This window comes from Paenibacillus sp. FSL K6-2524 (assembly GCF_038005525.1).
Lineage (GTDB): Bacteria > Bacillota > Bacilli > Paenibacillales > Paenibacillaceae > Fontibacillus > Fontibacillus anaericanus.
Map to the genome: position 1 here is coordinate 2,775,959 of NZ_JBBOSP010000001.1, position 13,154 is coordinate 2,789,112.

General features: G+C 40.6%; 17 protein-coding genes. 13 read left to right on the forward strand and 4 right to left on the reverse strand.

Annotation, left to right across the window (positions count from 1 at the left end; all coding sequences use genetic code 11):
* Positions 1-12 precede the first annotated feature (12 nt).
* Positions 13-807, reverse strand: a complete 795-nt coding sequence (locus NST85_RS12510; protein ID WP_341189439.1) for an alpha/beta hydrolase — start codon at positions 805-807, stop codon at positions 13-15.
* Between the two features lie 198 nt (positions 808-1,005).
* Here NST85_RS12510 and NST85_RS12515 point away from each other — a divergent pair, with 198 nt between their 5' ends.
* On the forward strand, positions 1,006-2,229 hold the full coding sequence (locus tag NST85_RS12515) for an MFS transporter (RefSeq protein WP_341189440.1): 1,224 nt from the start codon (positions 1,006-1,008) through the stop codon (positions 2,227-2,229).
* Positions 2,230-2,353: 124 nt separating this feature from the next.
* Here NST85_RS12515 and NST85_RS12520 read toward each other — a convergent pair whose 3' ends face one another.
* Positions 2,354-2,593 (reverse strand): hypothetical protein, encoded by a 240-nt coding sequence (locus NST85_RS12520; RefSeq protein WP_127194874.1) that lies wholly within the window; start codon positions 2,591-2,593, stop codon positions 2,354-2,356.
* Between the two features lie 276 nt (positions 2,594-2,869).
* On the opposite strand from NST85_RS12520, the gene NST85_RS12525 reads away from it, so the two are divergent.
* From NST85_RS12525 to NST85_RS12565, 9 genes are all read left to right on the forward strand, one after another.
* Positions 2,870-3,676, forward strand: coding sequence for a class I SAM-dependent methyltransferase (locus NST85_RS12525; RefSeq protein WP_341189441.1), 807 nt, complete (start codon positions 2,870-2,872; stop codon positions 3,674-3,676).
* 192 nt (positions 3,677-3,868) lie between these two features.
* Positions 3,869-4,537 carry a hypothetical protein gene (locus NST85_RS12530; RefSeq protein WP_127194872.1) on the forward strand — a complete coding sequence of 223 codons (669 nt, stop codon included), beginning with the start codon at positions 3,869-3,871 and terminating at the stop codon, positions 4,535-4,537.
* A 155-nt stretch (positions 4,538-4,692) separates the two neighbouring features.
* A complete protein-coding gene (locus NST85_RS12535; RefSeq protein WP_127193236.1) occupies positions 4,693-5,076 on the forward strand; it encodes a GntR family transcriptional regulator in 384 nt (127 codons plus the stop codon).
* Complete coding sequence (locus tag NST85_RS12540; protein ID WP_341189442.1) at positions 5,073-5,942, forward strand: ABC transporter ATP-binding protein; 870 nt, start codon at positions 5,073-5,075, stop codon at positions 5,940-5,942. The genes NST85_RS12535 and NST85_RS12540 overlap by 4 nt, the downstream gene beginning before the upstream one ends.
* Positions 5,935-6,570, forward strand: coding sequence for an ABC-2 transporter permease (locus NST85_RS12545; protein WP_341189443.1), 636 nt, complete (start codon positions 5,935-5,937; stop codon positions 6,568-6,570). Before NST85_RS12540 ends, NST85_RS12545 begins: the two co-directional genes overlap by 8 nt.
* Positions 6,571-6,682: 112 nt before the next feature.
* Positions 6,683-7,489 carry an SDR family oxidoreductase gene (locus NST85_RS12550; protein ID WP_127193239.1) on the forward strand — a complete coding sequence of 269 codons (807 nt, stop codon included), beginning with the start codon at positions 6,683-6,685 and terminating at the stop codon, positions 7,487-7,489.
* A gap of 159 nt (positions 7,490-7,648) precedes the next feature.
* Complete coding sequence (locus NST85_RS12555) at positions 7,649-7,984, forward strand: PadR family transcriptional regulator (protein ID WP_127193240.1); 336 nt, start codon at positions 7,649-7,651, stop codon at positions 7,982-7,984.
* Positions 7,985-8,055: 71 nt separating this feature from the next.
* A complete protein-coding gene (locus NST85_RS12560) occupies positions 8,056-8,742 on the forward strand; it encodes a permease prefix domain 1-containing protein (RefSeq protein WP_127193241.1) in 687 nt (228 codons plus the stop codon).
* The gene (locus NST85_RS12565) at positions 8,732-9,304 is read left to right on the forward strand and encodes a DUF4825 domain-containing protein (RefSeq protein ID WP_246054219.1); all 573 of its coding nucleotides are present in this window, start codon (positions 8,732-8,734) and stop codon (positions 9,302-9,304) included. The genes NST85_RS12560 and NST85_RS12565 overlap by 11 nt, the downstream gene beginning before the upstream one ends.
* A 139-nt stretch (positions 9,305-9,443) precedes the next feature.
* Here NST85_RS12565 and NST85_RS12570 read toward each other — a convergent pair whose 3' ends face one another.
* Together NST85_RS12570 and NST85_RS12575 are read right to left on the reverse strand one after the other, a co-directional pair.
* Positions 9,444-9,812: a hypothetical protein gene (locus NST85_RS12570; protein WP_127193243.1), complete on the reverse strand. Its 369-nt coding sequence runs from the start codon at positions 9,810-9,812 to the stop codon at positions 9,444-9,446.
* Positions 9,809-10,483, reverse strand: coding sequence for an SOS response-associated peptidase (locus NST85_RS12575; RefSeq protein WP_127193244.1), 675 nt, complete (start codon positions 10,481-10,483; stop codon positions 9,809-9,811). The genes NST85_RS12570 and NST85_RS12575 overlap by 4 nt, the downstream gene beginning before the upstream one ends.
* A 174-nt stretch (positions 10,484-10,657) precedes the next feature.
* Here NST85_RS12575 and NST85_RS12580 point away from each other — a divergent pair, with 174 nt between their 5' ends.
* The 3 genes from NST85_RS12580 (at position 10,658) to NST85_RS12590 (ending at position 13,096) form a co-directional block, all read left to right on the forward strand.
* Complete coding sequence (locus NST85_RS12580) at positions 10,658-11,128, forward strand: DUF523 domain-containing protein (RefSeq protein ID WP_127193245.1); 471 nt, start codon at positions 10,658-10,660, stop codon at positions 11,126-11,128.
* Positions 11,129-11,226: 98 nt separating this feature from the next.
* Positions 11,227-11,760, forward strand: coding sequence for a sigma-70 family RNA polymerase sigma factor (locus NST85_RS12585; protein ID WP_127193246.1), 534 nt, complete (start codon positions 11,227-11,229; stop codon positions 11,758-11,760).
* Positions 11,750-13,096, forward strand: a complete 1,347-nt coding sequence (locus tag NST85_RS12590; RefSeq protein WP_127193247.1) for a hypothetical protein — start codon at positions 11,750-11,752, stop codon at positions 13,094-13,096. Before NST85_RS12585 ends, NST85_RS12590 begins: the two co-directional genes overlap by 11 nt.
* Positions 13,097-13,154 lie beyond the last annotated feature (58 nt).

Consider the following 13,154-nt stretch of genomic DNA (forward strand, 5'->3'; position numbering starts at 1 on the left):
TCCCATCACGTTCTAGTTCTTGTTTAGCGGGAGCCAAGCGATTACATCTTGAATTTTCGCGTCCCAGTATGCCCAATCATGTGATCCAGGGCTTTCGTTATATGTTAAAGGAAGTCCTGAAGCGCTGCAGGCATCACGGAAGATAAGATTGTCGTTATAGAGAAAATCTTCAGTCCCGCAGCATTGATATAGCAAAGGTTTGGGACCATCTTGACGAACAACCTCATCAATAAGGGTTAACAAGTCGTTATTGGTACCTGCAGGTCCTTCCGTTCCAAAGACACGCTTGAACAGTGAGGTAATATCGCGATCTCCCCTTACTTCATCTACGAGATTTCTAGATATATTAAGCGCTCCAGACATACTGGCTGCGGCTGAGAATTGTTCTGGTTTGCGTAATGCCAATTTGAACGCTCCGTAACCACCCATCGATAAACCGGCGACAAAGTTATCTTCACGTCGGTCCGATAAGGGAAAGAAGGAACGGCATATACGGGGTAGTTCTTCACTTACAAATGTCCAATATCGACTGCCTTCGGCCATATCGGTGTAGAAGCTCAGATCACATTGTGGCATAACTACGGCTAGACCAAGATTAGAGACATAACGTTCGATCGATGTGCGGCGAATCCAAGTGCTATCGTCGTCGGACATCCCGTGTAGTAAATATAAAGTGGGGTAAGGTCCCGAGGTGACGCTGCTCCCGGGCATACCGATTTGAGAAGGTGCGGGTTCTGGCAGGATAACCGACATAGATGTACTGAGTCCTAAAACTTCGGAGAAAAAACGACATTGAATGAAAGCCATTAGTAGTTGCTCCCTTGCGATTAGTAGGTAGGATGAGAGATACAATTGTTTATGAAATTCACTTAATATTATACGCTTTCATAGAGCATGATGAAATGATTCTTAATTATTTCTAATCTGGGTTTCCTCTAAAGTGGTACAATAAGTAAATGAGTATAGAATCCAGGGATTATGAGAGACAACAATGGGGGTGGAGTGATGAATTTCCCCTGGAAAAGAAATCTTTACGTGCTCTGGATCGGTGTTTTTTTCTGTAGCATGGCATACTCTATGGTTATTCCATTCATGTCGCTGTTTATAGCACATGATCTGGGAGTAAAGGATAATTTAACAGTATGGTCTGGTTTTGCCTTCGGAATTACCTTCCTTGCGGGTGCATTGATCGCACCGTTCTGGGGGTCCCTTTCAGACAAATATGGGCGTAAACCGATGCTTCTTCGCTCAGGCTTCTCACTCTGCGTCGTCTATATTCTGACCTCATTTGTTCAGGATCCTTATCAATTAATAGCTGTACGTATTTTATCGGGTCTGCTAGCAGGGTATGTGCCTTCGGCAATTGCATTAGTGGCAACGAATACGCCAGAGAAACATGTGGGTTATTCGCTTGGAATCATGTCAACAGCTGGTGCTGCGGGTGGTATTATAGGTCCGATGATCGGTGGTTTTTTGAGCAAGTACATAGGATATCGCGAATCTTTTATAGCTGCAGGAGCAGTAGTGCTTCTTTCTGCACTGATTGCTTGGTTTTTTGTGAAAGAGGAGAACTTTGATCGGAATCGTGAACGCTCGCATGTGCTTGACGATTTGAAACAGGCTGCATCGAATTCTCCTTTCATGAGACAATTGATTATCGCACTAATTGTTACTTCTTCAGTTATGGTACTTGAACCATTACTCTCACTGTATGTTCTTGACTTAGGAGCATCCAAATCAGATGCTTCGTTCAGTTCGGGAATTATTTTCTCAGCAGTTGGAATATCAACAGTGATTGCTGCACCTATCTGGGGAAAAATTGGTCAAAAGATAGGTTACCGGAATACGTTAATTATCGGTTTGGTCGGTGGGGGTGTGGGTAATTTCTTGCAGATCTTTGTGCATAACCTGGTTGGCTTTGGAGTGCTTCGATTTGTGTACGGTCTGTTCTTCGCCGCAGTCTTTCCAGCGCTTAATGCATTGATTGTAAAAGTTACGGAACCCGAGTTCCGTGGTAGGGCATTCAGTCTTAATCAATCGGCTAGTCAGTTGGGCAATATGGTCGGGCCCATGTCTGGGGGAGCTTTAGCCGGATGGATTTCTATTCCTTTCGTCTTCATCTTAAATGGATTACTACTAGTCATTACAGCGATTACACTACGGTTGAAATTTGGTCAGTCTAGTAGAAGTTCCAGTAAACGGGAGAAGTCTACCTCAAGCTTGTCCTAAGTTCTCTACAAGGCTTAATACAATGAAAAGGTCCACATAACGGCAATGTAATTAGCCGTAGTGTGGACCTTTTCATATCATCGTTATATTCCAATTGTCTGGGCAACGAAGTGACTCTCAATTATTAGTAGAGAGAAAGTGCCAGAGAGTCGAATTCGCTTTTACTGTGAAGAATCGCTTCGGAACCTTCGATCTCAATACTAATAAGAGAGTTCAGGCATTTCTGTAAAGCTTGCTTACCATTGCGGAACTTATTCTCAAGTGCGCTTGTCAGCAATTTCAAAGTCCGCTGTATGGGTTGCTTGTTGTCGATGTTAAAGTACACTGGCACAAGACTGTTTTGGAAATTAATAAGTATTCTCATTTCTAATCACCTCTATAAAGTGGTTTCATATTACACATTCTAATTTAGAAATCTTAAAAATAGATTAAGAAAAGATTATAATTCGATAAATGTTTGTTGACTTATGACCCTAATACGAAAAAGAATCCTAAAAAGTTTCAAGTTTCTGGATTTTTTTATGATAGTTATGGAAATGAAGTGTAGATATGTAAGATTGTTTCATAGTTATAGAAAATTATCACATACAATGAATCGAATAAGAAACTATAATAGCAAAAATGAAAGGGGAGATACCGGATGAGTGAGGTTGTACGCAATTATTATGAGAATAATGCGGAATATGAATGGGAGAGATTAAACAACCCTTACAGTAAAGTCGAATTCCTAAGTACAATTCGATTGTTTGAAAAGTACTTGCCAGTTACAGGACATGTTTGCGATGTAGGTTCGGGCCCCGGTAGATATTCTACTTGGCTATTAAAGCAAGGCTATAAAGTGACTTTATTTGAAATCTCGCAAAAAGAACTCGATATAGCGGCTTCCAGAATTCTAGAATTAGGATTGCAAGCCGAGGCATATATTTGTGACAACGCTACGAATATGCATGTGCTTAGTGATGAAACTTACGACGCTGTCCTAGTAATGGGTCCACTCTATCATATTCTGGACGATTGCGATCGTACTAAAATTATTCGTGATACCTCTAGAATTCTTAAAAAGGGTGGGGTAGCCATCTTTGCATATATTAATTCATGGGGAGCTCTAAAAGCTGGAGTAACTGAATTTAGTGAGGAATTCAGAGACCTGAATCATTTGTATAAGTATTTAGGAGAATTGAAACTGGATGAGAATCAGGGCTTTACAGAGTGTTATTTCAGTACACCTGTGAAGGCGCTGGAAGAAATCACGCAAGGTGGATTTGAGATTGTATCGTATGCCGGAACCGAAAGCTTCTTGGCAGGTATGCGACCTGAAATAACAAGGTTGTACAAAGAGGATCGGGTCGTTTATGATCATCTATTGCAAGTGGCAAGTGAGAGCAGTGAGTTGCCCCAATATCGTGATGCTACAGAACATTTACATATTGTGGCGAGAAAAAAATAAAATTATATAAGAAGCAAGGCCGTAAGATCGCTCATGTACCGTCACAAAACGGTCAGTGAGTGATCTTTTTTTTACAAAAAAAATTTATGTAAGATTACCTATTTTATCTAATTATGCTATAATGCAATAAATGAAAAGTTTTGCATTATAGTATTTATGGTATGAAGCCGTATTCTAGTAGGAGGTGAGCAAATGTTAATTGTTGAGTGTTCGCCCTTAATCACACCACCGCATATATTGTCCCGATTGGCTGATGCATCACGAAGTAAGCTAGCATGTTGGGTCAATTATAGTATCGGAAGAGAAAACTTCGAGGAATATTTGCAAATTACGAATGGACGTGTTGTCAAAGTAGAGAGGTTACAGGAGCAGAATTTGCTATGCCAAGTTGATGATATGGGCAGATTAAATAGCGTATGCAGCAGTTTGGCTGAAAGGATGAAATGGAATAGTCGTTCATCTGGATCGGGAGAACTTCCTGCGCTCATGCTGTCGAAACGTAAGTTCGAGCAGGTAATGAGTCACTCAGATGATCTGGGTATGGAAGAGATTATGGCTGAGTTGTTGGGATCAAATGATGATAAAGCAGGTGTTGTTGCCCTGGCTAGGTGCTTGAAGATGAAGCGGTGCCAAGGAAATATTACGTTCTATAACGCTAAGAAGAATAAATGGGAAGGTCAGAGTGCTCAATTTATTAACGATCATTATATGAGCTGGCTGATTCGTTCTAGCACAAAAGATGACGAGGATTGGTTGATTGCAACCCCCATGCCTAAGGAAAAATTTCAGGATATGATGATGACGTGGTTCCGTCAGAGTCAGCGTTCCGAGGCTCTCCCTAGCGGTCAAAGTGTAAGTTAGTCAGTTAATCCAATAGAATAGGATACTATGTTGATAAACCGCCCTAAATAGGGTGGTTTTTTTTGTTGAAAAAAAGTTGATAATTTTTAGATAAGTGTATATATTGTATATATACATTAAATTAAAATCCAACAAATTAACAAAGGAAGGTGACCATGAACATTTTACTCTCCCAATCATCTGGAGAATCAATATATTTGCAGATCGTCAGGCAGATCAGGGCTAGCATTCTGCAAGGAGAGTTAGCCCCAGGTACACCGCTTCCTTCCATTCGGCAACTTGCAAAGGATCTACAGATTAGTGTCATCACAACAAAAAGGGCATATAACGAGTTAGAGCAGGAAGGACTTATTGATTCTGTTGTAGGTAAAGGTTCGTTCGTGTCTGGTGGGAGTCAGGAATTTATTCGGGAACAGCGGCTTAAGATGTTAGAAGATAAAATTCGAGAAGTGCTAGAGGAATGTAGAAGTATTCCGCTGAGCACGGAAGAATTAGTGGAATGGATCAAGCTACTGGAGAAAGAAGGCGATAGTAAATGAGTAATGCGATCGAAGTGACAGGGGTTAGCAAAACTTATAAGAACTATAAACTGTCGGATGTAACGTTTGGTGTACCCAAGGGTTACATTACTGGACTAATTGGCCCTAATGGGGCCGGTAAGAGTACGATCATCAAGATGATTATGGGAATGGTTCAACCTGATAAAGGTAGTATTTCGGTCTTGGGAAATGTGTTAAGTCCTCATAGTGGTGACTATAAGGAAGAGATTGGGTACGTTTCGGATGAGAACATATTTTATGATTGTATTACGATGGGGCGGATGAAGCAGATTATTGCTCCTTTTTATAGTCGTTGGGATGAGGATGCCTACACGAAATACATGACTTTGTTTGAATTGCCGGAGCGTAAGAAGATTAAGGATTGTTCCAAGGGAATGAAGATGAAGTTCTCCATCGCGATGGCCTTATCGTATCATCCTTCTCTGTTAATTATGGATGAACCTACCGCGGGGCTTGATCCGGTCTTCCGGCGAGAACTGCTAGACTTACTCTCGGAATACATCTTGGATGAAGAGAAGAGTATTCTATTCTCTACACATCTGACAACCGATCTGGACAGGGTAGCGGACTATATAACATTTTTAAATAAGGGAAATCTCGTATTATCAGATACCAAAGACGATGTACTGGAGCGTTATTTGCTCGTGAAGGGTGCAAGTAGTTTGATAGATGCAGATGTGAGAAAAGAACTAGTTGGCGTAAGAGAGACGGCTGTAGGATTTGAGGGCTTGGCTAGAGAACGTAAAAAAGCTATGGAGTTGTTTGGGGATCGCGTCCTGTACCAACAGCCTACTTTAGAAGAGATCATGTATTTTACGTCAAAAGGAGGGAACCAACATGCATAGTATGGCTACTTTATTGCGCAAGGATTTTCAGTTGATTCAGCGTTATTTATGGTTAATATTGATCTATGCAGTTGCGTTTTCCTCTCTTTTTCAAAAGGACAGTCAAATGCTGTTTGGTCTTCTCCCTGGTATGATTTTTATTCTAATAAATAGCATGGATATGCGGATGCCTAATCAGCAATTTCTGGTCAGCCTTCCGGTGAATCGAAGATTTTTGGTGATTTCAAAATATACAAACTCTTTGATCTTCATCGTACTTGGATTTGTGCTTTGTATGTTTATAAATGGGATGTCGGATTTATATAATAATGGGCAGATTGGATGGAATCTACAATTTGTTGCCGGAATGTTATTGAGTACGCTTCTGGTAGTCTTGATTTATGTACCCCTGTACTACTGGCTAGCGCATAGAGGGGCTCAAATTCTTAATGTCGTTATGATGGCCATGGTGATGGGGGGAAGTACGGCTATTGCTGGCATTATAAATGATAAGGACTCGGCTGATCTTATGAATTGGATGGTGTCCCATCAAGCGGCCGTATGGTGGTTCGGTCTTTGCAGTTTGCTCCTCTGTCTATTCATTTCATACCGGATTTCGCTGAACATTTTCATGAAAAGAGATCTATAAGTAGGCGAATGATTAAATCACACCTCTTTTGGGGTAATCTTGAGACAGGAACTTATTATGGAGTCCCGAATTCAAGAACCTCAATTTTTTAAAAATAGGAGAGTGTGGCATCATGTCGATAAATCAAGTGAACAGTGGGCGATTTCAAGGGAAGTGTGCCATCGTGACGGGAGCCGGGTCTGGCATAGGTAAGGCGGCAGCGATTAAGCTTGCTAAAGAAGGGGCTAAGGTAGCTCTCTTTGATCTTCTGAATGATCGAACTCAAAGTACGGAAGCAGAGATTAACAATATCCATCCCGGAATGTCCCATGCCTTCGATGTGGATGTGTCTGACCCGGTGCGAGTAGAACAGGCTGTTCGTGAGGTAGCTGAACATTTTGGTGCTATCGATATAGTGTTCGCTAATGCAGGTATTAATGGTGCCGTGGGACCTATTGAAGAAATTAGTATTGAGGATTGGCAGAAGACGATGAGCATTAATCTGAACGGTACCTTTCTAACTGTCAAACATACAGTGCCCTACCTGAAAAAGCAGGGCGGGGGGAGTATCATTATCACCAGTTCCATTAACGGTAATGATCGTTTCTCAGGTTTTGGGATGTCGGCGTACAGTACGACGAAAGCCGGACAAGTCGCTTTTGCCAAAATGGCGGCGCTAGAGTTAGCCAAGTATAAGATCCGGGTAAATGTGATTTGCCCAGGTGCGATAGCCACGAATATTGACTCCAGTACGGAAGTTAGTGAAGATTTGAAAGAGATTATTATCCCTGTGGAGTATCCGGAAGGAGCTCAACCCCTCGCGGACGGACCAGGTGAAGCCGAGAATGTTGCGGATTTGGTGGCATTCCTAGCCTCAAATGAAGCGATACATATCACCGGGGCGAGGATCGTCATTGATGGGGCAGAGTCGTTACTGTAACGAGAAGATACATTAAGACAAAGGTGGCATAGCCACATGCTCAAGCAGATCATGCTTGGGCTTTTTTTTGTATTCAAAAAAATGAGTGTTTTATTCATGGCGAAGTACATTGACACACATAGTAATATTTTATATGATACACCTGTGAGGTGAACAATCATGAAGGAAAACAGTATTAGCAGCGATTTAATTCGGGGCAATATCGATACCATCATTCTTCGGGTGTTATTTGACGGAGACAATTACGGCTATGAAATTATTAAAGCTATTGCGAAAAAAAGCAACGGTAAATACGAGTTGAAAGAACCTTCGCTGTACACAAGCTTAAAAAGGCTAGAGTCTAATCAACTTATCCAGTCTTATTGGGGCGATGAAAGCCAAGGGGGTAGGCGCAAGTATTATAAGGTGACAGCAGCTGGGATGGAGACATATCAGCGCAATCTCGCCGATTGGAAGATAGCCAGGGAATTAATCGACAAGTTATTAGAGGATTAGGTACATACCTATGAATACCTAAATACCTACGAGGTAAGTTGACGTGCATTAATCTTGTTGGAGGGATCAGAATGAATCCATTACAAAGTTACGTGGACCAGTTATTTAAAGGACATAAGGATAATAAAGAAACAAATGATTTGAAGGCAGAGATTTTAAGTAATCTTGAAGCTAAAGTGGCTGACCTCACATCGGGTGGTATGGAGCATAAGCAAGCAATAAGAGTTGCTACCGAAAGTATCGATAGTGTCGATTTTTTATTGGATAAGGGGAACATAAAAATTTATTTCACCAGATACGTAACAGAGTTACTACAAATCGCTTTGTTGTATTGTCTAATTGCGTGGATTTTAACCATACCACTTAGAATCGTTGGTGAGGGAACTTTGCTAAATGGGCTTCTTTTAATTGCCGTTATTGTAATTGGAGTGCTATTTTTGATCTTAAGATTTATAAAAGCAAATCGGTTTGTGAATATGACATTCATATGTGATATGGAAGTTGTGAAGCGGTACCGGAGATCCATTTGGTTGATCTGGAGTCTATTTATTACGGTGTGGACACTAGGTAATGTAGCCATTGATTTTGGTAGCAATATCTGGTTTTCGCATCAGATTAAAATGGGGGGTCCTTATCAATTTGCTGTATTAGCAATCAAGTATGCACTTCCGTTTGTTTCTGTCATCATTCCTTTGCTATTTCAAGCTTCGTCGAAACTAATTGTAAAATATGAGGTAGGTGAGCGTGATGAAGACTAGAAATATGATCATCATGGTTCTACTTGTTCTTGGGATTGGCTTATTTGCAGTGGTACAAGGCTGGATCATCCCTCAAAAGGAACAAAATGAGCAGCGATATATAACCGAGCAGCAAGATCCACGTACACACGACATCGGTAATGTCTTGAAATTCAAGAGTAAATACATGGGCGATTTCTCTAATTTCGATCATTTGATCAGTTCGTTACCTTTGAACCATATTGAAAGAACATATCAACTTTATTCCGATCAATTAACAGCTCAAATCAATTATAAAGATACGGTATCGGGCATCGGAAGAACAATGGTAGAACAAAGTCTGATCTATAATGCAACGGCTGCTTTTGCACTGATTGACAACCTTAATACGATTAATTTTGATTTCATGGATTTAGACTATCAAGTCACACGTCAGGATGTTGAGAGTTGGTATGGTGTCACAGTTTCAACTTTATTAGACGAAGATACATGGCGAACAAAGGTTCAAGAACAACTTGACGACGAAGAGTATGTACTCAATTGCTCAAAAGCGATTCTTATAAATGCTTATTTCTCAGATTAAACAAGGCTGTAACATATAATTAGAAATGCAAATAGGCGTACCTCAGTCAGATGATTAGAGTCATTAGTCATCGGAAAACAGAAATCCATCCCGCTAGTTGAAGGGGATGGATTTCTTGTTGAATGTTCTTTTTTAACGATCAGAACAGAGGGAATACATATTTGACCAAGAAGTAAAGTGCTCCGAAAAATATGATGATATAAGCTGCGTATTTAATAAAGGTAGACGCGACAACGCTGGAATCAGATTTCTTTTGTACCTCCCGATGTTCCACTTCAACACTTCTGTCTTTGTAAGCCGGTTCCATCATCAATCTCTCCTCTCGAATTTGAATGTTATCATTTCCTGTAGCTAATTTTGTATAGCCTCCATTAACCGAGACATTCTTGCTTGAAACAAAAGGCAGTACGCTACTTGCCCGATTGGTTATTATCACTATGCTATAATGATTCCAACCAAAGTGGATAAGATCGTAGCCTAAGATGAGAAGTGTTACGGATTTAATCACATTGAGAGTTGCTCGATTAATTCCTTAGAGTCATTCCGCACATTACCTACTGCCGAAGAAACCGGATACGCGCTCATTTTGGATGCGTCATATGGTTTCAATAATGCCAACAAGGATTGGACATCGTTATTGTTTCTTCCAAGCCAATCCGCCTCATCTTCAGGACGTAAGATCACTGGCATCCGATCATAGATATCTTCCATCAGACGGTTTGGGGTAGTGGTGATAATCGTACAGGTGCTAGTTTTTTTGCCTTCCGCATCCACCCAAATATCGTATAGTCCGGCCATTGAAAAAATACTTCGATCCGACATCACAATCCGCATAGGTTGTTTACCGTCATCCTGTTTCTTCCACTCATAAAATCCATCGGCTGGAATGATGCAGCGACGTGTACTAATCAACTTCTTGAACGACGGCTTCTCCAGCAGTGTTTCTGCCCGGGCATTAATTAGCTTACTTGCGTGCTTATCGTCTTTGGCCCTAGATGGAACCAATCCCCAGCGAAGCTGTCCGATCCTGTTGCCTGAACTAGTGTTAATCACTGCCGGAATGTATTGCATAGGAGCAACGTTATATCTCGGACCATATTGGGCCATGGCCACATCATCTGTCATGTATCTGATCATTAATTGTTCTATTGTAACTGTAATTGTATATCGTCCGCACATGAGCACCACTCCTAGGACAAGGTGAAATCTATTGTTCGAGTTTATGTTAGATATCCATTGATGACCATTATAGTATAATATGTAGGGTTGAATGTCTAATTCAACAGCTATAGTGTTGAGAATCCGAAATATATAGTATAGTTATTCAGAAGCTTGGACCAGGAGGCGTTCTTCGTGATATTGGTAAGTTCTTGTCTGGCGGGACAAAAGGTAAGATATAATGGCACAGATTGCTTGAATGGGAACATTCAAAGGTTGTTAGATGAGAATAAGGTGACCATGGTGTGCCCAGAGTTGCTTGGAGGCTTCTCGATTCCTAGGGAACCAGCCGAGATTGTTGGCGGAAATGGTGAAGATGTGCTCGATGGGCGTGCAAAAGTCATTAGTAAGACAGGAGCGGACGTCACAGATATGTATATAAAAGGGGCTATCGAAACGCTTATTATAGCTCGTGAAGTTTCAGCTTCAATCGTGATCCTGAAGGAAAACAGTCCTTCGTGTGGAAGTTCCATGATTTATAATGGCGAATTTAAAGGTGTAAAGTTGGCTGGTAGCGGGGTTACTACGGCTCTGCTCAGAAAAAATGGGATCGAAGTCATTTCGGAAGAGGCGCTCTTCCAAACCTCTGCGCATCTTTTTGAGTAAATACATACTACTTGCCTCCCAACGGGAGGTTTTTTCTTATAGTTAGAGCCAAAATTGAAATCGCAACGTCTAATTAGTATAGAGTTCAAGAGAAGTAGGTGAAGGACATCATACATTTGGTCAAAAAAGCTCAGCAGGGTGACGAAACGGCTTATTTGGAGTTATTTCAACAGTTTGAAGTAGACATATATCGTACGGCTTATGTGTACTTGAAAAACCAAGAAGATGCTTTGGATGTAGTTCAAGAAACCGCATATCGATCGTTCAAATCCATTACGAGCTTAAAAGAATCGAAATATTTTAAAACCTGGCTTATCAGAATTGCGATTAGTTGTTCTATCGATTTACTTAGGCAGCGGAAAAAGGTGGTTCAGCTAAAGCCGGAATACTACGAGGGGAAAAAGGATGGGGAAGATGATAACCTCCCACTATCCTTATCATTGAAAGACCTAATTGATCTGTTAGATGAGGATGAGAAGAGTGTCATCATTTTAAAATTTTATCACGATTATACGATTCAGCAGACTGCGGAAATCTTATCTATTCCACTGGGGTCAGTTAAGACGATTCTATATCGAGCTTTGAAAAAACTCCGCCGACTAACAGAGGAGGGTGATTTGTATGAACAATAATATAAAACAAGAAATCGATAAAATCGAGATCCCACCACAACTCCATCTGAGAAGTCAAATGGGGATTAAGCAAGCAAAGCTTGAACAAGTAGAATCCAGACAAAGCATGAAGCGATGGACCCCTCGAAAGACCATAGTTGCGCTGGTCGTAGCCTTCATTCTGATAACAACAGCTATTTTTAATACTCAAGTTATAGCGGCAATCCAAAAAGCTCTACAGTATTTCCCTGGAATAGGGATGGTTGTGGAAGAAGAGATTCCTCAGGAAAGGTATGTGCTTAAGGAGCCCATTACTACGGAAGTGGAGGGGGGATTCGTTGTGATAACGGGTATGGTTGTTGAAGACGAAATGACCGTTATTACGATGTCCGGAGAAAATACAACTAGGCTTCAAAGTATCAAAATAATCAATGAAGAAGGAATAGAGTATAACTTGGAATCTGGCGTAACAAGTAGTACGTCGGGCCAATGGGGAGGGTCCTTTTGGCAACAGGGGAAGTTGGACCTCAAAGGGAAGGTACAAATTATTATAGAAGATAATCCAGAAATCATCATTCCACTTACACTCACAAAGGCAGAGACATATAATAGTTATCAAGATATGGGAGAAACGGACACGAAGAACGGAGTGACCATCACTGCAATTGCTAGCCGCATTGGGGGGACTGCTAGAATTTCTTTAGTGTCACAAGTTCCTCAGGAAATTAAAATTATTAATTTTGGTATACAAGGTATACACGGGGATCAGAAGATAGACGTTATAGATGAGAAAGGAAATAGGCATGAAATAAAACAGTTTATGGTGTCTTCAAGCATTGCAAGCGAACATTATGTTAGTTCGCCTATCTCTGAACTAAATCGGAGTAAACCATTGCTTTCAAGTCCAGCAAACGAGTTTTACTTCGAATTATCTGATAGCGATGTTCCAACCTATAACCTAACGATCCCTGAGATTAACGTGACTTATAATGATAAAGTCAAGATCTCTTTAGATATTCCAAGCGATACGACTGCGGATAGTGACAAAACATTCGAAATCGCAGGTTTCCCCGTTAAAATAACAAAACTTGAAGTTGTAGATAAGGATCAGCTTAGAATGTACGTAGACCTTAACTTTAATGAGGAAGCTACGGAATCGTTGATTAATTTTAAGATTGATGCTCAAAGTTACATGGGCAAATTTAATGAACACACAAAAGCACTAGAATATCTTCAATTTGATATTAAGCCGGGTAGCAAAGTGATGAAGTTAACGATAAATGATCCAGAAGTGGTGATAAGAGGTCCTTGGAATTTTGAGTTACCTACGAATAAGTACTTTGGAACAGATAAATAGATTTAATAGTTAAGTTATTTTACTTACTTAATATCTTTTGTAAAATAACTTACTTTTT